The organism is Yersinia sp. 1652 StPb PI (genome assembly GCF_041538345.1).
GTDB classification, from domain to species: Bacteria; Pseudomonadota; Gammaproteobacteria; order Enterobacterales; family Enterobacteriaceae; genus Yersinia; species Yersinia enterocolitica_E.
Genome location: NZ_JAULSM010000001.1, coordinates 2,948,569 through 2,974,176 on the forward strand (window position 1 = coordinate 2,948,569; position 25,608 = coordinate 2,974,176).

Below are 25,608 nucleotides of genomic sequence, written 5' to 3' on the forward strand. Positions count from 1 at the left end.
CATTAAATGGCTAAGGGTTAAACAGCCGCTTGCAGACGGAATTGATTGAGAACCGCAAAGATACGCAACTGATTAATCAGCACGCCGGTCCACAACACATCAACACGATTTGGATTACTGGCATTTTTCTCAACTATCAGGCCACGGGCGAAACCTTTGGCATCCTGAACATAGCCATTAAATTCCAGGGTCTGATACTGAGCAATCAGCTCGGCACGGATGGTATTTGGCGTGATGATGGCCGAGCCTGGTGCAAAACGGGTACCATCGGCAGCCAACTTCATGCGAGCAAACTTCGAGGTCACCTGAGTTCGTAGGTAGCGCGTGACAAACATCAATAAGAACAAGGTCTCAATTTGCAAATAACTATCATCCGCAGCACCGTATTTGTTGGTCTGATAAGTCGTAATGATATTTTCGATTTGAACTGTCCCGTCGTCCGCCACCGTCACGGTTGAAATACCGCTATGCAGCAAGTTATTCCGCTCAGTCAGGGTAAAACGGCTAGAAAGGGGCGCTGCCAATACACCACTTACTGCCAACGTTTGCAGTGGGCGGCCGGGATCATTACGCAAGCTTTGCGCAATAGCACCAACATACGCGGCTGACCACAGGTAAGCCGGTGTCGGCGAGTTATGGATCCCGAGCAATGAGGCATGTTGGTCATTACGCAGTTCACCGGCCGCGGTCAGTTGACCATAGGTGCCGGAGTGAGCCGCAAAGCTGTGACCATACAGTTGCTGACTATAGCTCCAGCGCCCGGTGCTATCAGAAAGGAATGCCTTGATGGCATCCAATGACGCGGTATCTGTGTAAGGGTTGATAATGAAATCGAAGGTACGATCCTGTAAGTTTGCCAGGCCACTTGCCAGTTCAGGCGCGCCTGCACCTCCAGCCATCGGAGTGATCGACAACACCAGACTCTCCGGTGTGGTCTCTCCACCGGCACTCCCCAGATAGTTCAAACGCAGATCGATATTGTTACCATGTGCTCCTTTGTTTTTGGCCGTTAGTACTACAACAGCGCCTTCCGATACACCATCACCAGTATGGGCAACAGTTACCGGTAATTCAGGTTTACTCTCGATTGCCGCCGCCAGCGCCAGAGCGATGGTATTGGCATCATCAGTCGGCACTACCGTGGTTTGTACACGAATACCGGCGATATACAGTGAGATAACACCGGTTGCTGATGCCGGAGTCGTCACGGTAATTTTACCGATGGCAGCAACCATAGCTTCAGAGTCGCGCAATGGTAGAAGATAGATTTCACCAGCGCTGTCATTGGCCAGATACGCTGCCATTTGCCCATGTAGCATTGAACCTGCACCACACAAACCGGCAACGGTGGCGACAGATGAAACCAGCAGCGGCACATTGACGGGCAAAGTGCTTTCCGTCAGGGTTTGCCCGATAATCAAAGTCCGTTGAGGGGTGCTCGCTGTGTTAGCTTGGGAATTATCAAACTCAGCAAAGAACAGTGGCGTACGCAGATTACTCGGGATATTAGTGAAAGGAATTGTCATAATTTTTTACTCTCCGTTGTTAACACTTAAAATGCAGGTTTCGCTGTTTTTACCGTAACCTGCACCACATCACCGTCTTGAATACGACGGTGCCAAAATGGGTTATCAGGAACCTCTGCGCCAGATTCAGGCAAAAAGGTGCCCTTGACCGGGTCACGCACTGCGCGGCCAGTCATCGGTTTTACAAACATAGGGTTACTCCGAAAGGGTGATGGCGATCAGCGGGTCTGTGGTGCCATCAGGCATATCAATCGCAATGTCGATACCTGTCAGTGGCGTGGTCTCTACTGGGAAGAAGTCTTCCGGCCCTTGGTAATACTCGAGATCGAGTTCTACTTTCACTTCAGCAAAATGTTGCTCGCTGCTAGTATCGATACCCATCGTGGTACGCACTTTGGCAAATTGCTGAATCTGGCGAGTCAGTTCATAACTGTTAATCACTGCCCGTTGAATCTGTTCACACAAACGCTCAAGTGCCTCTGCCGCTTCCGTGACTCGATTTACCGCCTCACTTAGTTGGATATGCCCGCTAATGCGTAAGGTGGTCATGGTATTAAACTGCGGTACATTGCGGCCAATAGACTCTTTTATTTCAAGTGGTGTCTGTAACAAAATGGCCGGATAAGTGGTTACCGGCCATGCATCAGTTGAATAGATACGACCTTCCGCATCTGTTTTGCCCAATAATGCGGCAGCGGCCAGTTGCCTGATTTGTGCAGCATTCATAGGCTCACCTGATAAAAAATGAGATATCCGACCTTATTACCGGTCATAGTTATTCTCCTGGTAAATGGTTGCCCCGTTCGGGGATAAACCTGTCGTCTCACGGCGAGAGTGGATTATCAATTTGGTTATTACGCCAACGAATGACCTCATCAAGCCGTCCTTTACAGAGGCGTAACTCTCGCTTGAGTGCCAACGCATATAAACTACTGTCACCCCATGTGGAACCAACAAACTCCGGGATTTCACACTGGGTCATCGCCGATTCAGGTGGCAGTAACAAGGGGGATTTCACCACCTGAAGGGCTGGCTTATTCACGCAAGATACTAATGCCAGGCTCAGGCATACGGCTGACAGCGCAGTTGTCAGTTGCGGTTGCCGCCACAAAACGCTTGAGACGATCCTCAGTTTCATGTCGCAGTACCCTTTCATTTTCCAACTGCCGTGCGACGGCAGCCCGATTAGCCGCATCGTTTAACTGATAGGCAGCGATGGTGTTATCCAATGTTTGATTAACAACTCGTTCAGCCTGTAACTCCGCATGCTCCTGCACCTGTTTGGCACTCAAGCGATAGGTATTGGCCATCAGCCCCATGAGTAATATCGCGAGCAACACCGTGGTGATGGCACGCCTGTTCATTTGCCCTCCCTGGCTTTCATTGCCGTCAGGTTCGGTGTCAGACAAAGTTCATGTTCAATCTCACGCCGATTAACCAAACCTTGCCAGCGCTTGCCACCCGCCATAATCCAGCGGCGCAACTCCCCGCATGCACCGGTTATATTTCCGCTATTGAGTTTTTTTAATAAGGTTGAGTGGATAAATGCGGTTTTACCGACGTTATAGGTAAATGAATAGAGCGCTGCGCGGGTGTAATCTCCCACAGGTACTTGTATCGCATCATCGACTGACTTTTTCACCACCCGTAAATCCTGCTGTAATAACGCATCACACTGTTGATCGCTATACAGTTTTCCCTGGATAATGTCGTTACCAGTGTGACCATCACACAGCGTCATGACGCCCACTACGTCGTTGTAGGCGATGTATTTACGTCCTTCAAAACCATCGTGCCCACCCAGCAATGTTCCGGCAATGGCAACTGCTCCACCGGCTGCGGCACCCAAAACTTTCTTACGCAGTGAAGGCGTCATGTCAGCTCTCCATTTTGTGTAGCGCGTCATTACATACCGCAATTGCGGCTGGAATATCGGCCACTGTTTTATTACGCAAAAAATCTCGTAGAATTTCTGTTCGTCTCTGCTCTTCTTTAATTATTGCGTCCTTTTCCCGTAAATTGACGTAATAAGTTTTGATGGTAAATATTACGCTAATAATAGTACCCAGAATAAAGATGTAATCCTGTAAACTAAGCGCTGAAAATAGAGCAAGCGATCCTGCCCACCAATACGGCAGTGGATTTTGTTCACTCATTTAATACCTCCCAAGCCGATACACTTGCGCGTATGACTAACAGAAAGAGGAAAGCCCCAACCATGCGGGGCTTTCCTCTTTCTTAATCAGTATGTAACGAACCAGTGATATCAGACTAATATACTTTTTGCGGACCGCGTTAGTGTTTTTTTATAAAAAATAGATTTATTTTTAATTAAATACATATCAACTAAAAAACAAAAAATCTCACCAAAGCGAGATTTTAAATTATGATAATTGCGTAACAAACTAACCAGTAATGTCAGACTAATACACTTTTTGCGGACCGCGTTAGTGTTTTTTCATAAATATGTAAATTCTCTATTAAAGGATCCATAGTTAATTTCACATTCAACATTGCCAGGCAGCCATCAACAAAGCCTTCCGCCATTTGCATATTAATTCGCACTAGTCTTTCATCTCTTTTCTGCTGACGAGCAATTGCTCGCTTGGATTGATTAAGCACATAGTGACGGATGATCAATTCATATTCATCTGGCCGGTATTGTTTTAATCGAGCAACGCAGCCATCGACAACCAGGCCGTCATCATCACAACAGGAGGCTTTACTCTTAGACGTATCAGGCAATAACCCCTTAAAGCCCGCAGCGATAGATGAATAATCCAGCCCGGAACTGTATCTTGCCCATACTCCCCAGCGCGCCAGGACTAATTGAATATCTCTCATGTTTTGGTTCTGCTGACTGTGGCTTCCGGTTTGTGTACCGTTTATTGAACTCATAAATAATTACTCCACAAAAGGCAGGGCACCGTGGTGACACCTCAGCCTATCGATTGCTCAACAACGGAAACCACCGTAAGTCTGGCCGCCGTCTTCTTGTGATAAACAGGAACAACCCATGCTACATATCTGGATAGCAGTGATGCATGCCAGTACGATTTCATACGTTTCCCTTATATATTTTGATTGATTATTACCGCAAGTGATTTTATAGTCAACACCGCAGATGATTGGATATTATTGCTAACGGTAATAAAATTGACTGATGAAAAAGAAGCCATTGACGCCAGAACAGTTAGACGACGCTAAGCGGCTGAAAGAGCTGTTTAATGCCAAGAAAAAAGAGCTGGGTATATCCCAAGAGTCTGTCGCGCACGAATTAGGGGTTGGGCAAAGTGCCGTAAACCAATTCCTTAACGGCATAAATCCGCTCAATGTGACCAACGCCGCCGCTTTTGCCAAAATACTCAATGAACCAATCAGTAGCTTTAGCCCTTCTCTGGCGAAAGAATTGGCCAAAATGGCCGAAAGTTTATCGATCTCGGCGCGTAATGGGCTAAATGATAAACCGGCCGGATCAGTTGCTAACAGCTATCCGTTAATCAGTTGGATAAGTGCAGGTAACTGGTATGAGGCAATAGAGCCTTATACGCTGCGTGATATTGAAATCTGGCCTGAATCGACCAAAAATGCCCATGACAACGCTTTTTGGCTCAGCGTTAAAGGAGACTCCATGACATCGCCTTCGGGGATCAGTTTTCCTGAAGGAATGATTATTCTGGTTGACCCGGAAAAAGAGCCGCTACCCGGTAATTTTGTTATTGCCAAACTGACTGATGATAACGAAGCAACATTTAAGAAACTCATTGTTGATGCTGGTGTTAAGTATTTGAAACCATTGAACCCCTCCTATCGATTAATCGAACTCAATGGCAACTGTAAGATACTGGGTGTGGTGGTTGATGCCCGCTGGCTGGAAATAAACTAGCCCCCATCTCGATAAACACCGATGCTCAGTTGTAGTTGGAAAAAATAAATCACTTGTATAAACAATCAGATAAGCACCACACATAAAATAACCGCCAGTGATTCCCAACCTTAATCACCTGCGGTTATTTTATTGACGTTAAAAAATCAGTAATAGTCGTTTTCTCGCTTCAATCCGTGTAAAACAGCGTTGTCTGCCACTCGCCAGTGCTGTATATTAATACAGTATTTACTCATTCAGGAAAAAGCCATGCGTGTTGAATTGATTTATGACAAACGGAATGTCGCCGGCCTACCCAACGCCGCTGAAATGATTAAGGCAGAGTTAACCAAGCGGGTGCATCGGGTGTTTCCTGATGCTGAAGTTAAGGTTAAACCAATGCAAGCCAATGGCATCAATACTGATGCTAATAAACAAGAAAAATCAGTACTGAACCGGTTGGTTGAAGAAATGTTTGATGAAGCCGACGAATGGCTGGTTAATGAGTTTTGAAAACCATTTAGCCGGGTAATCAGGCCCGGCTCATATTAATGCATTATGTTGCTCTATTATTAATTAATAGTTTAATACTTTTAATTTTCTTTTAATCTTTATTTTAAAAAATTAATCTCCCGTCAATGTTAACTTTTGCCTTCGATTTTTAAAGGGATTAAAGGTTAATGATGGAAAAGAATAGATGGGTAAAGAGAGGTGTTGCTGTATTACCGCTGATTATCACCTGCCATACAGCAGTAGCCAGCTATCACTCAGATATAAACGATGGTCTAACGATTAGCTCCTCATTGGGATTATTGAATGCAGAATCACAAGAGTTTGTTTATCAGCCCCAATATAATGGTCGCAAGCTAAGCCAGATAGATTGGAAAGCGGAAAACACGCCTATTGTAAAAATGGATATATCATGGGATCTGTTATCACGGTTAACATTAACCGCGCGCGGATGGTCCACATTATCACCCGCTAAGGGGGTCATGGATGATTATGATTGGAAAACATTAGGGCAATCTAAGTGGACTGATTGGTCTCATCACGAAAAAACCAATTTAAATTATGCGAATGAAATCGATCTTAATGCAAAATTTTGGCTTTTAAAGCAAGAAAATTACCGTATTGGTATGATGGCCGGTTATCAGCGCAATAATAATAGCTGGACATCTTATGGTGGAAACTATAATTACAATAGTGGTAATAACCTATTTACAGGTTCCGATAGTGTTACCAACATTGGTTATAAGCAAAAGTTTGAAATGCCCTATCTTGGCTTAGCCGGGAGCTATCATTATCAAAAATTTGAGTTTAATACCTTGCTGAAATACAGCAGTTGGGTAAATGCCTATGGTGATGATGAACACTATTTACGTCAACTTTCATTTAAAGACAGCAGCAAAGGCTCTCGCTATTACGCAGTCGTGATTGATGCGGGCTACTACGTCACCGATAACACTAAATTATTTGTTGAAGCGTCCTGGAACAGGCATGCCGAAGGAAAAGGAGATACACAAATCATCGACACTGGTGCAGGTGTTTCTGCAAATGTAGCTAATAGCGCCGGCATTGCTCAACAAAATCAAACTATCACTATAGGTTTGCAGTATAAATTTTAATCTAACCCCCCTCTTATTACTGCCATCCCTCAGCATCAATGCAACCTGAAAACCACTGTTTTAGCTGCATTGATGCTAATTTTACCCTTTTGATGTCACTATTTTTTTCAACTTTATTTGAATTTTTACCTTCAAATGAAGCAGAAAGGAATAATCAAGCTTATGTTTTTATTGAATATAGATGTCAATAAAATCCACCTACTTTGTCACCGTTACATAAAGAAGTATTAACAATGGCGTATTAATTACAGTTTGTTACTGTGACACAGCTCAAGTTTATCTCTGCCAAGCCGTTACTTGAATCATGCCTTCCCTCTTATTTAGGACGCTCTATGCTTGATTCCATTCGTTCACGTATCTTGGCTGCCTGTATCATCATCGTGGCAGGCTCTCTGGCCATTAACACCTATTTTAACTACTCGGTTGCCAGTAAATATAACAATAGCGCCATAGATAATACCCTGACCGCCGTTACCGCCAGTCATGGTGTCGGGATCGCCGATTGGGTTGCCTCCAAAACACAAATGATTGTGTCACTAAAAGACAGCGCACTGACGGCAGACCCGACAGCGGCACTGCGACAAGTTGCAGCCGCAGGTAACTTCATCAACGTGTATATCGGTTACGCGAACAAAACCGCGATTTTTTCTAATCCCGATGGTATTCCAGCCGGCTACGACCCCACTGGGCGGCCATGGTATCTACAAGCGGTAAAAGCGGGCAAACCCGTGGTCACCCCACCCTATGTTGATGCTGGAACCAATCAGTTAGTGGTAACGTTCGCATTGCCGATTATTCAGGACGGCAGCGTTAAAGGGGTATTGGCCGCTGATGTCACCATGGACAGCGTGATTGCAAACGTGAAATCCATACACCCGACTGAAGACAGTTTTGGTATGTTAATCGATGCCGATGGCACCATTATCGCTCATCAAGATGCGAAACTAGCCCTTAAGCCACTGAGCGATATTGCGCCGACGCTGGACCTTAAAACACTGTTAACAGCAACTGAGCCTGTCGCTGCCAATATTGGCGATAACAGTAAATTGCTGTTGGCCCAAGCAGTACCAGGGACTCAATGGTTTACTGTTGTCGCCCTGGACAAAGCTCAAGCTACCACCGGCATGCGGTCGTTACTGACCACATCACTGGTGACACTGGTGATTATTATTTTAATCGCTGTTGTCATTATTAGCCTCATTACCAAACGTGCTCTGGCACCGCTGACCCATGTGCATAAAGCCATGGATGCTATCAGCTCCGGCTCAGAAGACTTAACTCAGCGATTGCCGGTAGAAGGCCGTGATGAAGTGGCAAAAATAGCCCTTTCGTTCAACAATTTTGCCGACAAACTGAGTGTAGTCATGGCGCAAATCCGTGATACCAGCGAATCAGTACGGATTGCAGCCAATGAGATAGCGGCAGGCAATCAGGATCTGTCGGGCCGCACAGAGTCTGCCGCCGCCAGTTTGCAGCAAACCTCGGCGGCGTTGGAACAAATCTCGGCAACCGTGGCCCACTCCGCCAGCGCAGCGCGGCAGGCCAATACTGCGGTACTTTCGGCGGCTAACGATGCTTCACGTGGTGGCGAGGTGATAGCTAAAGTCATCACCACAATGGAATCGATTGAAGCGGCATCTGGCAAGATCGGCGATATCACCAGTGTGATCGACGGTATCGCTTTCCAAACCAATATTCTGGCACTTAACGCGGCGGTAGAAGCGGCACGCGCGGGTGAGCAAGGACGCGGTTTTGCTGTGGTCGCAGGGGAAGTTCGTACATTGGCACAGCGCAGTGCACAGGCTGCGAAAGAGATTAAAACGCTGATCGAATCGACCGTCAGCAGTGTGGCATCTGGCTCCGGCCAGGTACGTCAAGCCAGTAATACCATGACCGAAATCGTCAGCAGCGTGTCGGATGTCACCACCATTATGTCTGAAATAACCAACGCAGCCGATGAACAAATGCGCGGCATTCACGAAATAAATAGTGCGGTCGCGCAATTGGATACCATGGTGCAACAAAATGCCGCATTGGTGCAGGAATCCACCGCAGCATCTGCGGCGTTACAAGCTCAGGCTGCTGATTTAACCAGTGCAGTGAATCAATTTAGGATCTAGTTCAGCATCGGTATACATAGATAAAATACCGATTGGTTTCAGTGGGTTGAAAATCACCCACTGAAACCCCCTACCCCAGCAATATTCGTGCACCAATTTTAATCGGTGCAAAATTTTCGTGTTTCATACCCGCTTCAGTTAATGCCTGCTTGAGTTGTTGTGGTGGTTCATCCAGTGGTTCGTCAGCCAGTTCAAACACCCCCCAATGAATCGGTACTGTCATCGGCTGCTGTAATTGTTTAAATAACTGCACCGACTGCTGTGGATCCATATGTTGGGCCTGCATAAACCACCGCGGAGCATAAGCACCAATGGGCAAGGCGGCATAATTGAATGGCCCTAACCTTTCGCCAATGGTTAACAGTTGCTGGCAATAACCTGTATCACCGGTAAAGTAAAAGTTAATATCATCACGCTTGACCACCCAACCAGACCACAAACTTTGGTTACGATCCCAGGGTGTACGCATGCTCCAATGCCGTGCCGGTACACAATGAAACTCAAATTCAGCTGCAAGGTGTTTATCCCACCAATCCAGTTCATGAACATGGCGAGCACCCTGCTGTAGTAACCAACTTTTTAACCCTAACGGTGCCAGAAAAATCAGCTTGGGGAAGCGGCGCAATAATTGGCTAATCGTTGTCACATCCAAATGGTCGTAATGGTTGTGAGAAATCACTACCACATCTATATGGGGTAACTCTTTTACACTGGCAGGTACCGGTGTTCTCCGTGCTGGCCCGTAAAAATTGAGCGGCGAGGCACGCCCGGAGAGTACCGGATCAAACAAAACCGTTTTCCCACTGACCCGCAATAACAGCGACGCATGGCCTAGCCACCACAACGCATCCTGCTGCCCGCTAAAATCAGCCGCTTGCCACCAGTCAGTGACAAACTGCGCATATCCTTGCTGCGGCGGTTTTGGTAGCGACTGGCGTTTTCGCTCTTCACGCCAGCGCTTCAAATCTTGTGGATGATGAACAACCGGCTCCAGGTTCTGAAATCCAAACTCAGTGTGGTGTGGCTTACTGGCATCATAATAGGGGTTTTTCTTTGCCATTCTACGTCCTTCACTGTCAGCCGCGATTGCAACCAACATTTATTCATGGGCTATGCCCGTAATAATTCGCCCTTTCACAAAAGTGATATTTTCACACTGTAAGCAATAGCGCTAATTCTAGTAATAGTCTTTCATTTTGCTGGTTAAAATCTTGCCACACGTGTCACGGTCATTATTGTCACAAAATGGCATTATCAATTATTCGCATTATCATGGATATTCTGTTTTTTGCTGAATACCACCCTGGCTACTAATTTGATTCATATCAATTTTTACTGTAATAGGCGCCTTTTCTGGCCGAAAAACCCTTTTTCGTGATCGAACACTCATTTTTATAAACGCCATACCTTTATAAAGAAAACGATTATCCATTATTAATGAAACATTGTTTTAATTTGAGGTGGCAGTAAAAATGAGTAAACAGATTTCAACAAGGCATACGCTGGCGTACGGGAGTGCCAACTTACTGGGAAGTGGGGCACTGGCAATCAGCGGAGCCTGGCTGATGTATTTCTACACCACCTTTTGCGGGCTATCAGTCGTAGAGGCTGCGACTATTTTCTCAATCGCCAGTATTCTTGATGCGATTAGTAATCCAGTAATGGGTTATATCACCGATAACTTCTATAACACCAGACTGGGCCGCATCTTTGGTCGTCGTCGCTTCTTTATCTTACTGGGGATCCCGCTGGTACTTGTCTATCCAATGTTATGGATGAGCGGTTTTGGCTTTTGGTATTACCTACTGACCTACGCGCTGTTTGAACTGATTTATACCTCCATCATGGTGCCATATGAAACATTGGCGACCGAGATGACCACCGATTTTGCCAAACGCTCCAAATTAACTGGTTCTAAAGCCATTTTCGGTAAAGTAGCAAACTTTTTGGCCGCTTTCATTCCCGGTCAGTTTATTGCCATTTACGGTAAAGATTCTGCAACCCCCTTCCTTTATACCGGTATCGCCTACGGTCTGATTATGTGCTGCGCGATGATCTGGCTTTATAGCTCATCATGGGAACGCCCTGCGAGCGAAGTGGTCCGTGAAACCACTAGCAGTTTCGGCCAGGCGCTGAAAAAGCTGTGTGTTGATATGGCGTCTACTTTCCATCTGCGCATTTTCCGCAAGCATCTGGGTATGTATCTGTTCGGCTTTGGCGCGGAGTGGTTATTCGCATCGGCATTTACCTACTTTATTATTTTTGGTTTAGGTCAAGATGCCGCACTGGTTTCTCAGCTCAATAGTTTCAGTTCAATAATGCAGTTGATTTCCACCGCCGTCTTTATCGGTATCTGCGTCAAAATGGGCTTTGCTCGCCCGTTCCGCATCGCTCTGCAAGTGGTTATTGTCAGTGTGATTGCCTATGCCGCGCTCTATTTCACTGGCTGGTCGCAAACAACAACGGTGATTGTACTGTTCTGTATTACCGCAGTTTTCGGTTTAAGCACCGGGGGTATTTATTATATTCCGTGGACGGTTTATACCTTCCTGGCGGATGTGGACGAAGTATTGACCGGCCGTCGCCGTGAAGGGATCTACGCCGGAGCCATGACCTTTGCAGGTAAAATGGTACGTTCGATTATTGTTTTCGCCATGGGCTGGACATTAAGTCGCTTTGGTTTTGTCTCTGGGCAATCGAGCCAACCGGAAGTTGCCGTGCAAGCCATTGTAGGGGTATTTGCCATCGGCGTTATCGCTCTGGCACTGGTGGCTATCTACTACACCACCCAAATGAAACTGGACCGTAATAATCACAAAATCCTGCTAGAAGAGATTGAGCGGATTAAAGGTGGCGGTGCCATGGCAGATATTCCGGCCCATGCCAGAGCGGTTGCTGAAGAACTGACCGGCTGGAAATATGAACAGTGCTGGGGCAACAACCACCTTGGCATGAAAGAATCATCCAATGTGGCTCCAAAGCCTGTGACTGAAAGCTAATTGATTTTCGGTTTTAACCACAAAACGCATCGGCCAACACCGGTGCGTTTTTTATTATGTGGAATAACCTTATGATTCTACTAAATTAACTGCAGAATTTCATTCGTTTGACGATATCCCGCTAGTGAGCAACTCGCGAGCCTAAATCACGATCCTGGGTTTCGCCGTGGATCAGATGTGTCAGTTCTTCAACACATTGAATCAGCCCATGTTCGATGCGGTAAAAAGCGATAACTTTCATCAAGACCCTTTGCCCGCTCTTTTTGACCACATCAACCAAGTGCACACTGGCAATCTGATCACCATCCGCAATCACTTTTTCCAGCGTGATGGTTCCACTCGCAAGTGTGCTTTTCAACACCTGCACATGGCGAATAAACGCCTCATAATCTAATTGATTACCATCAGCTTGCTGTTGATAATCGGTCGAAAAAAATGCAGCAACATCTTGAGTGCTATAGCTCGAGTCAGCCAAAGCAGTAAATACCTGTTGAAGAAATTGTTTTGCCTGTTGCGAATTCATCATGGTGACTCCGGTTATCCAGCGCCAATGCTGAGAATGCCAGACTAGCAATATCCTTGTGGCCTTGATAACGTACCTGAGTCATTCAATACGGTTTTTACGCCATGCAAGCTCATTTAATTGATCCTTCACAACTGATGCTGACAACGATGCCAGTATTGACCGTGGTACAGCGTCACGACAAGCTGGCGCGAATGACGCCGCCGCATCGCCACAGTGCGGGCCAATTATTAGCAGCAATAAATGGCTTGCTAACTATCGTCATACCCGAGGGTCAATGGGTGGTACCGGTAACACATGTGGTCTGGCTTCCCCCTCATCAACAGCACGGTTTCCGCTCGCACGGCCCTTTTCACGGCTGGAGTGTATATTTGCGCGAAGATGTCTGTGCATCTTTACCGCTACAGCCGCGAACGATGCAATTAAGTGGCTTATTACGAGAAACCGTAAATCGCGCAGCGCAATGGCCCCGAGGGGAATTACTTGAGAACCAGCAGCGGATTATGGCGGTGATGCTAGACGAAATTGCATCATTACCTGCCGAACCATTTGAATTACCAATGCCACAAGATCCACGGCTGATAAAAGTCGCACATGGGTTACTGAGCGACCTGGCTAACAAACAGAGAATGGATCAATGGGCACACTGGGCAGGAATGTCACCCCGAACACTAGGCCGTCGTTTCATCGCAGAGACGGGCTATAGTTTTAGCCACTGGCGGCAACGCGCACGTTTCATGCGCGCGCTAGAAATGCTGGCAGAGAAAATACCCGTGACCCATGTCGCGTTGGATGTCGGCTACGAAAACCTCAGCGCTTTTATTGATCAATTTCAGCGCGTTTTTGGCGTAACACCCGGCAAGTACTTCCCGGTAATGTAAATTATTCGTCTGTCTGAAAATTTCAGCATGTTTTATGCCAATATCCGATTACTATAAGCACACGACCACTTACTTTGTTTTTGAACATGGATAAAAGATTGTTGAAACATTTCACTGCCCCGCTACTGGCCGCTGCTCTATTCACTATTCCATTGCACAGCGATGCCAAGACAGAGCTTTTGACCTCACAAGTTGTTGATCAATATGCCGAACATATTTTCTATAACAGTGGTGCCATGGGAATGGCTCTGGTGGTTATTGATAACAATCAAGTGGTAAACCGTAGTTTTGGGGAAACCAAACCCGGTAACAACCTGCGTCCACGGCCAGACTCACTGATTCGCATTGCATCAATTACCAAGCTAATGACCAGTGAAGTGATGGTAAAACTGGCCGATGACGGCACGGTAAAATTGACCGATCCCCTGCGAAAATACGCACCTAAGGGCGCGCGAGTCCCTGCTTATAACGCAAAACAGCCGATTACCTTGCTGAATCTGGCCAGCCACACCAGTGGCCTGCCGCGCGAGCAACCCGGTGGCCCACAAAAAAGACCGGTGTTTACCTGGCCGACTAAAGATAACCGCTGGCAATGGATGAAGCAGGCCACGGTCACCGTGCCGCCTGGGGTTAAAGCCGCCTACTCCAATTTGGCCTACGACTTGCTGGCCGATGCGCTGTCACGGGCATCAGGCAAGCCTTATAGCAGTTTGCTGCGTGATAAAATCACCGCTCCGTTGGGGATGAAAAACACCACCCTGACCCCAACGGCAGAACAATGTAACCGTCTGATGGTCGGAGTAGGCAGTAGTCGTTGTGAAAACACCCTGGCGGCGGCGGGAAGTGGTGGGATTTACTCAACACCGGAAGATATGCAGCGTTGGATGCAGCAATTCTTAGCTTCTGATAACAGCGCGCGCAAAAGCTCAGCCAAACGTGAACAGGCGCTCTATTTCCAACGTCGTGATTTGGTGTCATTAAAAGGTATGGATGTTGCCGGTCAGGCAGACGCACTGGGGTTAGGCTGGGTCTACATGGCGCCTAATGCCGAACTACCAGGAATTATGCAAAAAACCGGTGGTGGCGGTGGGTTTATTACCTATATGGCGATGATTCCAGAAAAGAACATTGGGGTTTTCGTCGTGGTGACCCGTACCCAACTGACTAAATTTACTAATATGAGTGATGGCGTTAATCGATTAGTCGCTCAATTGGCGAAGAATAGTTAGCATCAGCTCAATTGCGGTGAACATAGGCCCGTTTTAGTTCCCAGCATTTTTCGATATATCGACCGAATCACAGCTCGGTGAGTATTCCTTCGGTATCAGATTGTTAGGTGACATATGCGGGCATTCGATGTCAGTTTGCCGCAAACCGCCCCAACACAGCACAACCCGCGGTGCTGGTAGGTAGCACCGGATCGGCGATGGGCAAACATACCTGCGCATAGATGTAGCCCGTCGCATCAATATGCTGCCGCTCAATGATGCTAACTCTCGGGCCGTGAGGAAGATAAGGCGCACAGTTGCGCCATAAAGGACGTGCCGTTCTGTGGCGGGGCCGCGTTAAAGAAATCACAAACAGTGGCCCCTACATCAGACAGCGTTGTGCGGTAACCAATCTCCCCTCCGGCAATTCCTGGTCGCCACACCAGTAAGGGCACATTCTCGCGAGTGTGATTACTATGCCCAATTGTCGGGTCATTACCGTGATCTGCCATCACCACCAGGCAATCATCCTGCTGCATTCGCCCCATCAAGATCGCCAGATTCTGATCCACTACCTGCAACCTTTCGGCGTAGCGCGCCACATCCTGTGCGTGACCCGCCAGATCGGTTTCCTGAATGTTAGTGCAGATAAATCCATCTCCTGGTTTTTGCAATTCCGCCAAGGTGATATCCATGATGGTCTGGGTATCGACCAGATTTTGATAGTTGGTACCGTGCGGATTAAGTGCGATATCGGCCACTTTGCCCACCAGCACCGTTGGAATACCAATATCATAGAGCTGCTGTGGAACTTGAACGCTGGCATCTACGCCATAGCCCAGATGTACGACCTGAAATCCTTGTTGATAAACCCCGGAGCGTGGTGCATTAATCCCGATATAACGACCCTGTTTCTCCTCTGCGGCAGCGAGTAGCTGCTCACTGCTCGCTAGCAAGCCACCAAAAGCAATCACCCGACCCACCTTCACACAGCTACGCACTATCTCACCAATGGCACGGACATCAGCAAACGAAATCGCACTCAGGTTAGCGCTGATGTTAAACACCTGTCCGAGATCCGCTTCCAGGTTATCGCCGACCGCCGCTGCCTGATTCACCAACAGATACTGCAAGCGGCTTCCCTGACGTTCGACACGCCAACCCGCCGCGACCAGTTTTTGCTCGACCTTATCGATCACCTCGGAAAACGGCATGCGCAGCGGTGACTGCGGGCGGGTACCCAGTATTTCCTGATGCCCCATAAAGGTGTCACCGCCTTCGTGTTGCAGCGCTGCCCTGCCGTATACCGCCGTTAGCGAAGGTTTCATCACGTTCGGCGCGAACCCCAGAGCGTTGATGAGCCCCAATTGTTCAAGTGTCGGTAGACTCAATTGCGGAAAACGCTCCAGAATATGCCCACAGGTATTCGCACCGAGGTCCTGCGGCCTGACCTGAGGCACATCGGCCATGCTTCCTACACCAAAGCTGTCTATGACTACCACCACGAATTTACTCACCTTGCCCCCTGAATAACATTGCCGAGTCTGTCATACAGCGCTTCGAGTACTGGGTGACCAGACACAATAGCGAAAACCAGTGCCACATCGCTACGCGTGACGACAATCTGAGTACGGAAACTGACTTACCTGCACCGAATGACTTAGGTGCAAAGCCGGGAGACATAGCTTGCCGCTAGACTCCATCAGATTAAAAGCCTAATAATCATTTTTTTGAATATTTAACATGAAGGCAAAACTCACTGGCATTAACCTTTATGCGCCATCCACAAGCTGAACAGATTAGCTAATAAATACCCCTCTTCATTCGGGTGCAGGGCCAAATTAAACCGTGACAGCAGCGCCAAATGGATCTGTAAAATTTGTGGAAACGCGTTAGAGGCTCTGATTTCAGCCAACAATTCATCATCAAGCGGCCCAACTTCCTCACCACGGCGACTACGCATTAATGCATTTGCCATATGCGTGAGCGCCATTTCCCCCTGCTCCGTGCGCACCGGCAGTGCCCATACCGTTTCCAACTGTGCGACAACCTTTTTCATGCCATCGCAGATGTCCTTATCAATAACCCCTGCCTGATATAGCACGTTTAGCCGATTCTCCATACCGCCAACTCCCTTGATAGCTTTTAGTCATTGGGTTGCTGCTCGGCGTTCAACGCCCGTGGTGTGATCAGCCAACAATAATTGAATATAGATAACAAGCAGAGAACAGACAAAAAGAGAATGGGATCACAAAAAGAAATAACCCAGGAGGGGGACAGCAGAAAATCAGCAGTGGCAGCAGTACAAAGGCAAAAACCCGCTATCTTATTCAGATAACGGGTTTTTAATTGGTGCCGGCACCAAGAGTCGAACTCGGGACCTACTGATTACAAGTCAGTTGCTCTACCAACTGAGCTATGCCGGCGAATTTTTTTGGAACGTTAGTACGTTTCCTTGGCGCGCAATATAGTATAACTCAGAACAAACAATCAAGCGTTATCAACAAATTATTTGTATCCCGCTTCATAAAACAACAGATTGATGAATAAATAAGCGTGGCAGTGATCATAATCGGATTTCCATCACCAATCGATACCTTTCTGCGCCTTAATTCCATGATCAAATGCATGCTTCACTGGTCGTAACTCACTAACGGTATCTGCCAGTGCGATAATTTCCCGGTGGCAGGCTCGCCCGGTGATGACCACACTTTGATGTACAGGCCGATTTTTTAACGCCGCCAACACCTCATCCAAGCTCAAATAACCGTAAGTGAGCATATAAGTGAGCTCATCCAAAACCACAAGATGGTAACCAGGGTCAGATAACATCCGCACGCCCTGCTGCCACACTAGCCTAGCCGCTTGGATATCCGCCGCTTTATCTTGGGTATCCCAGGTAAAACCGGTTGCCATGATATGAAACTCGACCCCGTTACGCTCCAGCAGGTTACGTTCACCACACTCCCAGTCCCCCTTGATAAATTGAAGCACACCTACCCGCATATCATGGCCAACGGCTCTGGCTGCGGTTCCAAATGCGGCGGTGCTTTTCCCTTTGCCATTACCGGTAAATACAATAATGATCCCGCCGTTTTTTGTCGCGGCAGCAACCCGCTCCTCAACCTGTTGCTTAAGATGTTGCTGCCGCTGCTGATAGCGTTCTTCGTACATGGTGGTTTCCTCAGCACAACGTTATTTCTGACAACCGGCACAGGCCTTGATTTGAATTTGATCAAAGAATGAATTGCCTTTGTCATCAACGAGTATGAACGCCGGAAAATTCCTGACTTCCATCTTCCACACCGCTTCCATTCCCAACTCGGGATACTCAAGACATTCCAGACTTTCGATATACTCCTGTGCCAGAATGGCCGCAGAACCGCCGATACTGCCCAAATAGAAGCCACCGTGTTTATGGCATGATTCGGTGACTTGCTGGCTACGATTGCCTTTTGCCAACATGATTAAGCTGCCCCCCTGGGATTGAAACAGATCGACATAAGGATCCATGCGCCCTCCGGTGGTTGGCCCCATCGAGCCGGATACCAATTCATCCGGTTTTTTTGCAGGTCCAGCATAATAGACGGGATGATCTTTCATGTATTGAGGTAATGGCTGGTTCTGTTCCAAACGCTGTTGCAGCTTGGCATGCACAATATCGCGGGCGACAATTAACGGGCCATTGAGTGATACGCGGGTGGATACCGGGTAGAGTGAAAGCTGTTGACGAATTTCATCCATCGGGCGGTTAAGATCAATGTTAACTACCGCCCCTTCGTTATTAATCCGCAAATCTTCAGGAATATATCGCTCAGGGTGGCGTTCTAATTTCTCCAGCCATATGCCCTCTTTATTAATTTTGGCTTTAATGTTCCGATCAGAAGAACATGAAATTGCCATCCCTATCGGGCAAGAGCCACCATGACGCGGCAAGCGAATAACCCGAATATCATGTGCAAAATATTTGCCACCAAACTGAGCACCCAAGCCAAATTCACGTGAAGCTTGTAACAGATCCTCTTCCAGCGCCTTATCACGGAAAGCCTGACCGAACGCATTACCCGCGCCAGGTAAGTTATCGTAATATTTTGTCGAGGCGAGTTTGGCGGTCTTCAAGGTTAATTCAGCGGAGGTACCTCCTATAACAAAAGCAATATGATAAGGAGGACAAGCAGCCGTTCCCAGGCTCTTCATTTTCTCAATTAAAAAGGCTTTGAGTTTTGCCGGTTCCAACACCGCTTTTGTTTCCTGATAAAGCGCTGCTTTATTGGCGGAACCGCCGCCCTTATTCACAAATAAGAACGAATATTGCATACCCGAGGTAGCAAAAATATCAATTTGCCCAGGAAGATTGGTGCCGGTATTCACTTCGTTATACATATCTAACGCCGCATTTTGTGAATAGCGCAGATTATCTTGGCGGAAGGTGTTATAGATGCCGCGTGATAATGCTTCGGCATCATCAGTATCAGTCCAAACCCGTTGGCCTTTTTTCGCCACAATGGTGGATGTGCCCGTATCCTGGCAGTTCGGCAAAATACCTTTGGCTGAAATCTCCGAGTTTCTCAATAATTGCAATGCGACATATTTGTCATTTTCGCTCGCTTGCGGATCATGCAAAATGGCGGCAACTTGCTGCTGATGTGCTGGGCGCAGGAAGAATGAGGCATCATGGAACGCTTGCTGGGAGACTAATGTCAGCGCTTCAGGTTCAACTTTTAATACTTCGTTGCCATCAACCTCAATAGTGGAAACATACTTATCCGTTAACAAGTAATATTCTGTGTGGTCCTCAGACAGAGGGAAGAGATCTTGGTAGAAAAAATCATTTTTATACATTATTTTCACTCGATTAGCTGAATGGGAAATAGTAAGAAAATATCGCTGACTCTTTGTATTTAAAAAATCAAAGAATAAAAAAACCTCAGTAAGTCGCTGGTATCATCGTGCTATTATTAATAGAGTAAAATAAAAAGCAATTGTTCTATCTGCAACACATAATGCGTATTGGTGAATAACTCCAGCACAATATTTACAACCGAAAAAATAAAGAAAAAAAACAAGATAATAAACCATTGGAAATAGGCACACACCAAAAATGGCTGCGCTATGGTAATATGCCATAAAAATACGACAACTCAATTATCATCGTAAATTTAGAACACGATATTAATTTAATGCCACGCTCAAAACATATATTTTATTTTAAAAAATAATTCTTTATCTGTCGCTTTAAAAAATTAATTAACCCATGCTCTTTTTAGCTCTTCCTCTTTAGATTTATCATGGAGCCAACGACTTAATTTTTGCAAGCTTCTCAACCCTCTTTTACCTTCTTTGTAGGTCAGTACAAAATGGTTTCCCGTACTCATGGGTAAATCACATGGAATGACCATATCACCATTTTCCAAATCCTTGTGAATAGCAAATCGGGGCAATAACGCCATGCCAAGATTGGAGCGCACAGCAGAAATCAACATCGATAAAAGATCAAAACGCGGCCCCATTCGTACTTTAGGGCTATTAACGCCTGATAATGTAAACCAGTCATGCCACGAATCTAAACGAGTTGTTTGATGAAGCAACGTAAGTTCATCCATCAACTGCTCTGCAAGCATCACTTTTTTATCATCCTGCCACAACATCCGGCTGCAGACAGGCACTAGCTCTTCTTCAAACAAGTGCTCATTTTCAGCCCACGGGCTACAGAAATCCTCACGCATAATTGCCGCATCGTATTTCAAATTTAGAAAATCAGCAGGCGTAGTCAGCGCCACTAAATTGAGGACAATCTCAGGATGCTTCTCATGAAAGTCACTGAGATTTGGAATGAGCCAATGTGTGCTAAATGTTGGTGTAACCGCCAGCTCCAACACTTGCTGAGTTGACTGGTAAGACATAATGCTTTGCGTATCTCTTTCCAGTTGCTCCAATGTATCTCTGACTAAACCAAGATAATAACGACCCGCATCATTGAGGAAAATTCGCTTACGGACATGGTGGAATAATGACACATTAAGTAGCTCCTCCAATGCTGTAATTTGACGGAAAACAGCACTTTGGGTTAACGCTAACTTTTCTGCCGCTCGCGTGTAGCTTTCATATTGAGCAACAGCTTCAAATGTCACTAATAAATCAGTTTTAGGAATTTTACACCGCATTATAGCTCACCCATTATTTCATAAAACACCGATTAAATAGTTGTGTGCACCTGGGCACAACTAATATTCAAATATTGATAGCGACGCTTCTTTTTTTGATTTTTAAAATACACATTTCTATTTAGATAGACATGGGTCTCCATCATTTTTGTGATAGCCTTCATAATTATCAATAGCAATATCATATTAAAGATAAAAAATAAGCGAATAAACCAAAACTATAACTAAGGACATTGCACATTTAAATATTGATGTTTTAGCGTTAACATAAATAAAATAAAATCATAATTTAATATAAAAATCATATAGTTATGAAATAAAACATCAAATGAGAAATATTTGAAAGAGATCATTCCATAAAATGATTAAATATTGGGAGCAAGGTCAAATATATAATCCCATATTTATGAATAATGATGCGGAGTTTAATAATCATATGCCGTTTTTATATAACGCATTTCTGGTGATTAATTTTTAATAAAATTATAAATCTTATCGGCCATAAAGGTTGCTCGAATGAGTAAAGGAAAAGTATTGTTAGTTGGGGCGGGACCGGGGGATGCATCTCTAATCACTGTAAAAGGATTGCTAGCCATTCGTGAAGCTCAAGTTATTGTGCATGACCGTCTGGTTAATCTTGAGTTAATTTCTCAAGCACCACCCCATTGCCAGATTATTAATGTGGGGAAAACCTCAAATCATCATCCAGTCCCACAAGAACAGATCAATCAAATCTTGGTCGAGCATGCCCTGGCGGGTAAAAATGTTGTTCGTCTTAAAGGAGGCGACCCTTATGTATTTGGCCGAGGTGGAGAAGAAGCCGAGGCACTTGCCCATGAAGAGATCCCTTTTGAGATAATTCCAGGTATCAGCTCAGCTATTGGCGGTTTAGCCTATGCCGGTATCCCCGTGACCCATCGGCACTACGCTTCCAGCTTTCATGTGGTCACCGGGCATATGTGTCAGGGAAATGAACCACAAAACTGGGATATTTTGGCCCAACTGGATGGGACGTTAATCGTATTAATGGGAATGACGCGACAAGAGGAGATCTGCCAACGCCTAATCGACGGAGGTAAATCACCCGACACCCCCGCCGCCGCCGTGATGTATGCCAGTCAGCAACGGCAAGAGATAGCAAAAGGGACACTGACCACGCTAAAAGATGAAATTGTACGTAAAAAATTACATGCCCCCGCACTGTTAGTGATTGGTCATGTCGTCAATCTTAGTGATGTTCTGGCTTTTACTGCCCACCAAATTGATATCAGTCATGAACCACTATTGCAGGCAATCTGAGTATGTTGTCAGCAATAGTTATTTGTTCCAGGGGGTCAGTCGTGCATAAGAGCGGCATTCAACCCGTCAGTTATATCAGGCATCCAGACCACATTTGGCCACAGGCTGTTTCTCATGGCTGAAGCCCGTTGCCCTGCCTCTTGTGGTGAACTGATCCAAGGGTGGATTTTGGGCGGAGAAAAACTTATCTCTTGCCCAATTAACTGGTTTAGCACCGTTTCAGTTACCGAAGGGGAACCGGGCTGGCGTGAACGACCACGTATGCGTCACATGGTCAGGCAAGTGTTGGCGCATTTTGGCGAGCCTGCCCAATATAGCGAGAATATATGCATTGCGTTTGAATCCACTATTCCCGTGGCTAAAGGATTAGCCAGTAGCACTGCCGATATTGCCGCAACAGCTATCGCGACCAGCCGCTTACTGGGCAAATCACTGAGTGACGAGTCACTGGCCAAACTCTGCGTAGCAGTTGAACCCACCGACAGCACGATATTTAAAGATCTCACCCTTTTTGATCACCAGACCGCGCAAAGTCATCATCCCTTTACCTGGCGACCCGACATCGACATTCTGCTACTTGAAAGTACACAAACGCTGTTAACCGAAGAGTTCCATAAACGAAATCGCCAACCCTTGTTACTTAAACAGGCAGCCAACTTAGCCAATGCTATGCAACTGTTTCAACAGGCTAACGATACCCAGTGCCACTATCGTTTGGGCGAAGCCGCCACGCTAAGTGCCATCGCCAGTCAGTCAATACTGCCTAAGCCTGAATTTCATCAGTTACTGAATATCGTTGAGCGCAGCGGAATTTATGGTTTGAACGTCGCCCACAGTGGCAGCGTTATTGGTTTGCTGTTCAATCATCAACGACACGATCTAGACCGACTTATCAGCACACTACATCAACCACAGATAATTAAGCACTATCCGCATATTCATATCGTCAAAATGGTGGCAGGTGGCGTGCGTTGATGAACATATTATTTTCGCAAACATCATTTGTTTTTAATATTCAGCTAATGTGATAATAACTCACCATTATTTTTAACATTATAACTCTCACATCTATAAAATATCTCATATTAATCCATTAAATATAGCCAATTAACAGAAAACAAAACTCAACCCTAGAAATATAAATATGACAAACATCACACAAACAGAATTAACCCATAACTTTTATATGGATCACACTTTCACTCTAAATAATCACATTCATTTTTAATTATATTTATAACCATGCATTAACAAAAAACAAATCACACAAACAACAAATTGATTTTAAAGTGTTTATTTAATTTTCACCGCCTGTTTAAAATAATTTATTTTACTTTTTTATTTTTTTCAAGATGTCCTGACAATAAATCAATTGTATTTAATTTGTTAGAAAAGCACATTGTAAGCCAGCCAATTCCCAGTGAATTGCCATCGATACCTGAAGAATAAAATAAATAATCTTGATTTACGCGTGGAGAGCTAAAAACATAAATTTAGCTCTCTACTCACAAAACCAATATACGGATCGTAATCTACATAGAGGACTTAACATGCAAAATCCAACAATTGTTATTGGCGTCATTGGTGCTGATTGCCATGCTGTTGGTAATAAGGTGCTAGACCGAGTGTTTACAGTGCACAACTTCAACGTCATCAATCTCGGAGTGATGGTGAGTCAGGATGAATATATTGATGCTGCCATTGAAACCGGTGCTCACGCCATTGTCATCTCCTCTATCTATGGGCACGGTGAAGTGGATTGTATTGGTATGCGTGAGAACTGCATTGAACGCGGAATTGGCGAAATCTTGCTGTATGTCGGCGGAAATTTGGTTATTGGTAAACATGCGTTCTCAGAAATTGAGTCAAAATTCAAAGAGATGGGATTCAACCGCGTCTTCGCACCCGACACTGATTTGGAATTAGTCTGTTCTTTAATGAAGGGCGATATTGAACATGCCATGCAACCAGAAGCAGCGGCTGGGGGCGTGCAATGATCACCGTTTCTATCGATATCGGCTCCACCTGGACAAAAGGGGCAGTGTTCGAGGTGGGAGATGATGACCATATTAATGTGAAGAATTATGCATTATCTCCTACTACGCCACACCATTTGGCTGAAGGATTTTTTTCGGTATTGAATAAGATCCTAAATGTTGCCGATGCACGCCCTTTATTAGCGTCAGGGCAGGTCAATATTGATTACTCCTCATCGGCCAAAGGCGGATTAGCGGTTGCTGCTATTGGGCTGGTGCCCAATATTACCCTCGAATCCGCCAAGGTCACCGCGCACTCTGCGGGGGCTAAAGTGTCACAACACTTCGCCTATAACCTGAATAAATCAGATGTACGGGCTTTAGAAGCATCACCGCCGGATATCCTGTTATTTACCGGTGGTACTGACGGCGGTGACTACGCTCATGGCCTGTCGAACGCAAAACTATTGGCTCAATCTAAATTGAAGTGCTCCATTATTTATGCCGGAAATCGCGACTTGCAAGATGACGTATTGGAGATCCTCGGTGATAAAGATTTAACCATTGTTAATAACGTGCTGCCCAATCTCGACAGCCCTAATCCGTTTGATGCGCGTAAAGCTATTTGCAACATTTTCCTTAAGAAGATTATTAGAGGGAAAGGTTTAGACGTCATCGTTGATCAAACGGGTGAAGACCCACTGCCTACGCCCTATTCAGTCTTCGAACTGGTGCAACAAATTCGCCAATACGTGCCCGATTGGGAAACATTCATGTTGATAGATATGGGGGGCGCCACCACCGATGTTTACTCCTCCTATAACAGTCATATGCTGCCCGACACCGTGATACACGGGATCCCAGAACCGCTGATTAAACGAACCGTCGAAGGTGACCTGGGGATGCGCGTTTCAGCGATGAATGCCGGCGAAACCGGTATGCCAATGATTGCTCATTACTTCTCACACCAACAAAGCCAAATTGATGCTTTTTATCGATATTTAACCCATATCACTGCACATCCGGGCTATTTACCCCGTAGCGACGAAGAAGTTGTTTTTGACCAATTGTTGGCTGGGATTTGTGTCGGATATGCCACTGAACGTCATGCGGGCAAAAAAACACAGGTTTGTACCTGCGCAGGCAATATTGACCTACAGGTCGGTCGCGACTTAAGCCTGGTTAAAAAGGTGATTGGCACTGGCGGGTGGCTATCCCGAGCAGAATCATTCGATATTCATAACTGGCTGAAATATCGCAATTTAGATGATGAGGGCAAGCAGGTTCTGCTCCCCGGCAAGTTTGAATATTACAGAGATACACAAGGTTTACTTCCCCTGCTCGCCAATGTCGCCCGTCGCTTTCCTAAAGCTGCCGCCCAAACTGGCGTTCGAATTCTGAACAAGTAAAAACTGGAGTCAT

The 25,608-nt window shown here is 45.9% G+C and carries 26 protein-coding genes and 1 tRNA gene; 11 read left to right on the forward strand and 16 right to left on the reverse strand.

All coding sequences use genetic code 11. The annotated features are described in order from the left end of the window. Nucleotides 1–17: 17 nt before the first annotated feature. The 8 genes from Q2T71_RS13530 to Q2T71_RS13565 all read right to left on the reverse strand — a co-directional run bounded on the left by Q2T71_RS13530 (nt 18) and on the right by Q2T71_RS13565 (nt 4,370). On the reverse strand, nt 18–1,526 hold the full coding sequence (locus Q2T71_RS13530; RefSeq protein WP_372559417.1) for a phage tail sheath subtilisin-like domain-containing protein: 1,509 nt from the start codon (nt 1,524–1,526) through the stop codon (nt 18–20). A gap of 26 nt (nt 1,527–1,552) precedes the next feature. Beyond that, the gene (locus tag Q2T71_RS13535) at nt 1,553–1,717 is read right to left on the reverse strand and encodes a DUF2635 domain-containing protein (protein ID WP_071843434.1); all 165 of its coding nucleotides are present in this window, start codon (nt 1,715–1,717) and stop codon (nt 1,553–1,555) included. Between the two features lie 4 nt (nt 1,718–1,721). Further along, nucleotides 1,722–2,252, reverse strand: a complete 531-nt coding sequence (locus Q2T71_RS13540; protein WP_372559418.1) for an ATP-binding protein — start codon at nt 2,250–2,252, stop codon at nt 1,722–1,724. Nucleotides 2,253–2,349: 97 nt separating this feature from the next. Next, a complete protein-coding gene (locus Q2T71_RS13545; protein ID WP_372559419.1) occupies nt 2,350–2,568 on the reverse strand; it encodes a hypothetical protein in 219 nt (72 codons plus the stop codon). After that, nucleotides 2,561–2,890: a DUF2570 domain-containing protein gene (locus Q2T71_RS13550; RefSeq protein ID WP_083158329.1), complete on the reverse strand. Its 330-nt coding sequence runs from the start codon at nt 2,888–2,890 to the stop codon at nt 2,561–2,563. The genes Q2T71_RS13545 and Q2T71_RS13550 overlap by 8 nt, the downstream gene beginning before the upstream one ends. Beyond that, on the reverse strand, nt 2,887–3,402 hold the full coding sequence (locus Q2T71_RS13555) for a lysozyme (RefSeq protein WP_372559420.1): 516 nt from the start codon (nt 3,400–3,402) through the stop codon (nt 2,887–2,889). Before Q2T71_RS13555 ends, Q2T71_RS13550 begins: the two co-directional genes overlap by 4 nt. 1 nt (nt 3,403) lies before the next feature. Continuing rightward, nucleotides 3,404–3,682, reverse strand: a complete 279-nt coding sequence (locus tag Q2T71_RS13560) for a hypothetical protein (RefSeq protein WP_083158327.1) — start codon at nt 3,680–3,682, stop codon at nt 3,404–3,406. A 262-nt stretch (nt 3,683–3,944) separates the two neighbouring features. Further along, a complete protein-coding gene (locus Q2T71_RS13565; RefSeq protein ID WP_372559924.1) occupies nt 3,945–4,370 on the reverse strand; it encodes an antiterminator Q family protein in 426 nt (141 codons plus the stop codon). A 319-nt stretch (nt 4,371–4,689) separates the two neighbouring features. Here Q2T71_RS13565 and Q2T71_RS13570 point away from each other — a divergent pair, with 319 nt between their 5' ends. The 4 genes from Q2T71_RS13570 to Q2T71_RS13585 all read left to right on the forward strand — a co-directional run bounded on the left by Q2T71_RS13570 (nt 4,690) and on the right by Q2T71_RS13585 (nt 9,136). After that, a complete protein-coding gene (locus Q2T71_RS13570) occupies nt 4,690–5,412 on the forward strand; it encodes a LexA family protein (RefSeq protein WP_372559421.1) in 723 nt (240 codons plus the stop codon). 249 nt (nt 5,413–5,661) lie between these two features. Further along, nucleotides 5,662–5,904, forward strand: coding sequence for a DinI family protein (locus tag Q2T71_RS13575; protein ID WP_005190119.1), 243 nt, complete (start codon nt 5,662–5,664; stop codon nt 5,902–5,904). Between the two features lie 167 nt (nt 5,905–6,071). Further along, the gene (locus tag Q2T71_RS13580) at nt 6,072–7,016 is read left to right on the forward strand and encodes an omptin family outer membrane protease (protein ID WP_372559422.1); all 945 of its coding nucleotides are present in this window, start codon (nt 6,072–6,074) and stop codon (nt 7,014–7,016) included. 332 nt (nt 7,017–7,348) lie between these two features. Beyond that, the gene (locus Q2T71_RS13585) at nt 7,349–9,136 is read left to right on the forward strand and encodes a methyl-accepting chemotaxis protein (RefSeq protein ID WP_372559423.1); all 1,788 of its coding nucleotides are present in this window, start codon (nt 7,349–7,351) and stop codon (nt 9,134–9,136) included. Nucleotides 9,137–9,206: 70 nt separating this feature from the next. Here the strand turns inward: Q2T71_RS13585 and Q2T71_RS13590 are convergent, their stop codons facing one another. Further along, nucleotides 9,207–10,235 carry an MBL fold metallo-hydrolase gene (locus Q2T71_RS13590; protein WP_372559424.1) on the reverse strand — a complete coding sequence of 343 codons (1,029 nt, stop codon included), beginning with the start codon at nt 10,233–10,235 and terminating at the stop codon, nt 9,207–9,209. A gap of 373 nt (nt 10,236–10,608) precedes the next feature. Between Q2T71_RS13590 and Q2T71_RS13595 the strand changes: the two genes are divergently transcribed. Further along, nucleotides 10,609–12,135 (forward strand): MFS transporter, encoded by a 1,527-nt coding sequence (locus Q2T71_RS13595; protein ID WP_083158321.1) that lies wholly within the window; start codon nt 10,609–10,611, stop codon nt 12,133–12,135. A 121-nt stretch (nt 12,136–12,256) separates the two neighbouring features. Here the strand turns inward: Q2T71_RS13595 and Q2T71_RS13600 are convergent, their stop codons facing one another. Continuing rightward, nucleotides 12,257–12,661: a nuclear transport factor 2 family protein gene (locus Q2T71_RS13600; RefSeq protein WP_372559425.1), complete on the reverse strand. Its 405-nt coding sequence runs from the start codon at nt 12,659–12,661 to the stop codon at nt 12,257–12,259. A gap of 101 nt (nt 12,662–12,762) precedes the next feature. On the opposite strand from Q2T71_RS13600, the gene Q2T71_RS13605 reads away from it, so the two are divergent. Together Q2T71_RS13605 and ampH are read left to right on the forward strand one after the other, a co-directional pair. Next, nucleotides 12,763–13,539, forward strand: a complete 777-nt coding sequence (locus tag Q2T71_RS13605; protein WP_372559426.1) for a helix-turn-helix transcriptional regulator — start codon at nt 12,763–12,765, stop codon at nt 13,537–13,539. An 86-nt stretch (nt 13,540–13,625) separates the two neighbouring features. Then, nucleotides 13,626–14,768 carry a D-alanyl-D-alanine-carboxypeptidase/endopeptidase AmpH gene (gene ampH, locus Q2T71_RS13610; RefSeq protein ID WP_372559427.1) on the forward strand — a complete coding sequence of 381 codons (1,143 nt, stop codon included), beginning with the start codon at nt 13,626–13,628 and terminating at the stop codon, nt 14,766–14,768. Nucleotides 14,769–15,028: 260 nt separating this feature from the next. Here the strand turns inward: ampH and Q2T71_RS13615 are convergent, their stop codons facing one another. The 6 genes from Q2T71_RS13615 to Q2T71_RS13640 form a co-directional block, all read right to left on the reverse strand. Next, a complete protein-coding gene (locus Q2T71_RS13615; protein WP_372559428.1) occupies nt 15,029–16,264 on the reverse strand; it encodes a phosphopentomutase in 1,236 nt (411 codons plus the stop codon). 248 nt (nt 16,265–16,512) lie between these two features. Further along, on the reverse strand, nt 16,513–16,869 hold the full coding sequence (locus tag Q2T71_RS13620; RefSeq protein ID WP_372559429.1) for a PRD domain-containing protein: 357 nt from the start codon (nt 16,867–16,869) through the stop codon (nt 16,513–16,515). Between the two features lie 228 nt (nt 16,870–17,097). Further along, nucleotides 17,098–17,173: transfer RNA gene (locus Q2T71_RS13625), tRNA-Thr, on the reverse strand. A gap of 157 nt (nt 17,174–17,330) precedes the next feature. Continuing rightward, nucleotides 17,331–17,921: a cob(I)yrinic acid a,c-diamide adenosyltransferase gene (cobO, locus tag Q2T71_RS13630; RefSeq protein WP_372559430.1), complete on the reverse strand. Its 591-nt coding sequence runs from the start codon at nt 17,919–17,921 to the stop codon at nt 17,331–17,333. Nucleotides 17,922–17,942: 21 nt separating this feature from the next. Beyond that, complete coding sequence (locus tag Q2T71_RS13635; protein ID WP_372559431.1) at nt 17,943–19,589, reverse strand: fumarate hydratase; 1,647 nt, start codon at nt 19,587–19,589, stop codon at nt 17,943–17,945. A gap of 401 nt (nt 19,590–19,990) precedes the next feature. Further along, the gene (locus tag Q2T71_RS13640) at nt 19,991–20,911 is read right to left on the reverse strand and encodes a LysR family transcriptional regulator (RefSeq protein WP_372559432.1); all 921 of its coding nucleotides are present in this window, start codon (nt 20,909–20,911) and stop codon (nt 19,991–19,993) included. 516 nt (nt 20,912–21,427) lie between these two features. Here Q2T71_RS13640 and cobA point away from each other — a divergent pair. The 4 genes from cobA (at nt 21,428) to glmL (ending at nt 25,595) form a co-directional block, all read left to right on the forward strand. Continuing rightward, nucleotides 21,428–22,210 carry a uroporphyrinogen-III C-methyltransferase gene (cobA, locus tag Q2T71_RS13645; protein WP_372559433.1) on the forward strand — a complete coding sequence of 261 codons (783 nt, stop codon included), beginning with the start codon at nt 21,428–21,430 and terminating at the stop codon, nt 22,208–22,210. A 114-nt stretch (nt 22,211–22,324) separates the two neighbouring features. After that, the gene (locus Q2T71_RS13650) at nt 22,325–23,185 is read left to right on the forward strand and encodes a GHMP kinase (RefSeq protein ID WP_372559434.1); all 861 of its coding nucleotides are present in this window, start codon (nt 22,325–22,327) and stop codon (nt 23,183–23,185) included. 575 nt (nt 23,186–23,760) lie between these two features. Further along, nucleotides 23,761–24,207, forward strand: a complete 447-nt coding sequence (gene glmS, locus Q2T71_RS13655; protein ID WP_372559435.1) for a methylaspartate mutase subunit S — start codon at nt 23,761–23,763, stop codon at nt 24,205–24,207. Then, complete coding sequence (glmL, locus tag Q2T71_RS13660) at nt 24,204–25,595, forward strand: methylaspartate mutase accessory protein GlmL (RefSeq protein WP_372559436.1); 1,392 nt, start codon at nt 24,204–24,206, stop codon at nt 25,593–25,595. The genes glmS and glmL overlap by 4 nt, the downstream gene beginning before the upstream one ends. Nucleotides 25,596–25,608: the final 13 nt, after the last annotated feature.

Bases quoted from the DNA above. Each gene is read 5' to 3' on its own strand.
- Q2T71_RS13530 (WP_372559417.1), bottom strand. From the start codon at position 1,526: ATGACAATTCCTTTCACTAATATCCCGAGTAATCTGCGTACGCCACTG.
- Q2T71_RS13535 (WP_071843434.1), bottom strand. From the start codon at position 1,717: ATGTTTGTAAAACCGATGACTGGCCGCGCAGTGCGTGACCCGGTCAAG.
- Q2T71_RS13540 (WP_372559418.1), bottom strand. From the start codon at position 2,252: ATGAATGCTGCACAAATCAGGCAACTGGCCGCTGCCGCATTATTGGGC.
- Q2T71_RS13550 (WP_083158329.1), bottom strand. From the start codon at position 2,890: ATGAACAGGCGTGCCATCACCACGGTGTTGCTCGCGATATTACTCATG.
- Q2T71_RS13555 (WP_372559420.1), bottom strand. From the start codon at position 3,402: ATGACGCCTTCACTGCGTAAGAAAGTTTTGGGTGCCGCAGCCGGTGGA.
- Q2T71_RS13560 (WP_083158327.1), bottom strand. From the start codon at position 3,682: ATGAGTGAACAAAATCCACTGCCGTATTGGTGGGCAGGATCGCTTGCT.
- Q2T71_RS13565 (WP_372559924.1), bottom strand. From the start codon at position 4,370: ATGAGAGATATTCAATTAGTCCTGGCGCGCTGGGGAGTATGGGCAAGA.
- Q2T71_RS13570 (WP_372559421.1), top strand. From the start codon at position 4,690: ATGAAAAAGAAGCCATTGACGCCAGAACAGTTAGACGACGCTAAGCGG.
- Q2T71_RS13575 (WP_005190119.1), top strand. From the start codon at position 5,662: ATGCGTGTTGAATTGATTTATGACAAACGGAATGTCGCCGGCCTACCC.
- Q2T71_RS13580 (WP_372559422.1), top strand. From the start codon at position 6,072: ATGATGGAAAAGAATAGATGGGTAAAGAGAGGTGTTGCTGTATTACCG.
- Q2T71_RS13585 (WP_372559423.1), top strand. From the start codon at position 7,349: ATGCTTGATTCCATTCGTTCACGTATCTTGGCTGCCTGTATCATCATC.
- Q2T71_RS13590 (WP_372559424.1), bottom strand. From the start codon at position 10,235: ATGTTGGTTGCAATCGCGGCTGACAGTGAAGGACGTAGAATGGCAAAG.
- Q2T71_RS13595 (WP_083158321.1), top strand. From the start codon at position 10,609: ATGAGTAAACAGATTTCAACAAGGCATACGCTGGCGTACGGGAGTGCC.
- Q2T71_RS13600 (WP_372559425.1), bottom strand. From the start codon at position 12,661: ATGATGAATTCGCAACAGGCAAAACAATTTCTTCAACAGGTATTTACT.
- Q2T71_RS13605 (WP_372559426.1), top strand. From the start codon at position 12,763: ATGCAAGCTCATTTAATTGATCCTTCACAACTGATGCTGACAACGATG.
- ampH (WP_372559427.1), top strand. From the start codon at position 13,626: ATGGATAAAAGATTGTTGAAACATTTCACTGCCCCGCTACTGGCCGCT.
- Q2T71_RS13620 (WP_372559429.1), bottom strand. From the start codon at position 16,869: ATGGAGAATCGGCTAAACGTGCTATATCAGGCAGGGGTTATTGATAAG.
- cobO (WP_372559430.1), bottom strand. From the start codon at position 17,921: ATGTACGAAGAACGCTATCAGCAGCGGCAGCAACATCTTAAGCAACAG.
- Q2T71_RS13635 (WP_372559431.1), bottom strand. From the start codon at position 19,589: ATGTATAAAAATGATTTTTTCTACCAAGATCTCTTCCCTCTGTCTGAG.
- Q2T71_RS13640 (WP_372559432.1), bottom strand. From the start codon at position 20,911: ATGCGGTGTAAAATTCCTAAAACTGATTTATTAGTGACATTTGAAGCT.
- cobA (WP_372559433.1), top strand. From the start codon at position 21,428: ATGAGTAAAGGAAAAGTATTGTTAGTTGGGGCGGGACCGGGGGATGCA.
- Q2T71_RS13650 (WP_372559434.1), top strand. From the start codon at position 22,325: ATGGCTGAAGCCCGTTGCCCTGCCTCTTGTGGTGAACTGATCCAAGGG.
- glmS (WP_372559435.1), top strand. From the start codon at position 23,761: ATGCAAAATCCAACAATTGTTATTGGCGTCATTGGTGCTGATTGCCAT.
- glmL (WP_372559436.1), top strand. From the start codon at position 24,204: ATGATCACCGTTTCTATCGATATCGGCTCCACCTGGACAAAAGGGGCA.